Here is a 1917-nt window from a genome sequence, read left to right on the forward strand (position 1 = left end):
CATTTCTTGTGCAAGCCGCTTTATATACCGATGATGAGAAGACAAAGAATGAGATATTGAATGATGCCGCTAAACAATTAATAGCGTTTCAGGACCAAGTTTGGGACAAAGATGCGCAATTGTACATGCACGCCCATTATTCGGGAAGTAGCGTTAAGTTGCCCCACTGGTCGCGCGCTAACGGCTGGGCCATATGGGCCATGAGCGAAGTATTAACTTATTTGCCAAAATCAAATCCTAATTACACTGTTATTTTAAATCAATATTGCACGCTGGTCTCCTCTTTGCTAAAATATCAGGATAAAAATGGATTTTGGCTCAACGTACTTGATCGGCCGGATTCAAAAGAAGAAGTTTCAGGTACCGCTATATTTACCATGGCGATCGCACGGGGTATATCCAATGGATGGCTTCACGCAAAGTGCTATAAACAGGTTGCTTTAAAGGGGTGGCAAGCACTTACTACCCAGATAGAGCTTAATGGTACAATTCATAATATATGCACGGGAACGATGTGTTCGGAGGATGTGAATTATTACTTAAATCGGCCTTTTTATGATAACGACACACATGGGGTATTTGCAGTATTGTTTGCCGCAATCGAAATGGAAAAAATGCTTAAAATCTAAGATTCCTTTAGACAAGCAATCAGTCTAAGGGTTTAACCATTTTTAGGCGAAAATTGGTAAAAATCATCATTTTAAAGTAATTTTTAGCACATTTGGAATAGTACTTGCAACATTTCAGACACTCGCTGCCTTAAAAACACTCATATATTTGTTAAACCAATTGCTATAAAACCAAAACACTCATATATTTATTAAACCAATTGCTATAAAACCAATTTACGCCACTTCTTAAATTTAAACCTAATTAACTATGAGAATTCTTTACCATGGATTTTATTCTCAAAAGACCTCCTTTAAATTAAAGTATCTTTTGAGTTCAATTATTGTTTTGGTAGCGTTGCTAAGCTATCTCAGTGCTTCAGCTCAAGTTCCGACGCTAAAAATTTCGGGTACCGTTTTAGACGAGAAATCCGAAAGTGTGATCGGCGCCACAGTATTAATTAAAGGAACAACTAAGGGCACGGTTACTGATGTCTCCGGAAAATTCTCCTTGGCAGTTCCTGACGCCGGTACGATTATCATTATCCGTTCGTTAGGGTATACGCCTATTGAGAAGAAAGCCGGTGAAATAGACGGGAAAGTGATTACTCTGTCTTCATCTTCATCAACACTGGATGAAGTGGTTGTTATCGGTTACGGTACGGCAAAAAAGAGAGACCTTACGGGATCGGTTGGTGTAGCGAACGTTGTAGAAATGCAAAAGGCCCCGGTTCCTTCCTTCGATCAGATGTTAGCCGGAAGGATAGCAGGTGTGAATGTCACATCACCAGATGGACAGCCTGGTTCTACTTCGCAAATTACCATTAGGGGAGGTTCTGTTAGTCAGGATGCCAGTCCATTATTTATTATTGACGGGATACCAAATGAGAATATGGACATCAACTCTATTAATCCAGATAATATAGCAACCTTGGAGGTTTTGAAAGACGCATCGTCAATTGCGATTTATGGTGCCAGGGGTGCTAATGGAGTTATCATCATTACTACAAAGAAAGGAGTGGAAGGGCCACCTCGTATTAATTACACGTATAATTTTGGCTTTCAACAAGCTACAAAAAAAATAGCCTTGTTAAACGCGTCCCAGTATGTGCAGTCGCAACTTGATTTGGATAGTTTAGGTACAACTGCATCAACCACCGTACTAACAAATCATCTTTTATACTTAAACCCCGCGAATGGAACTACTTTGGCGTCATATGCCAACGACCCCGGATACAATTGGCAAAATTTGCTTTTAAGGAGAGGGTACACTCAATCCCATAACATCACCATGAATGGCGGTAATAAA

General features: G+C 39.9%; 2 protein-coding genes. Both read left to right on the top strand.

The features are described 5' to 3' along the window. Positions 1 to 629: glycoside hydrolase family 88 protein (locus tag QZX97_RS14315; RefSeq protein ID WP_295648670.1), on the top strand; the 629-nt coding region annotated here is incomplete at its 5' end. 250 nt (positions 630 to 879) lie between these two features. Continuing rightward, a partial coding sequence (locus QZX97_RS14320; protein WP_295648671.1) for a TonB-dependent receptor plug domain-containing protein occupies positions 880 to 1917 on the top strand: 1038 nt, incomplete at its 3' end.

Origin of the sequence: uncultured Mucilaginibacter sp., assembly GCF_903893715.1 — a bacterium.
Classification (GTDB): Bacteria; Bacteroidota; Bacteroidia; order Sphingobacteriales; family Sphingobacteriaceae; genus Mucilaginibacter.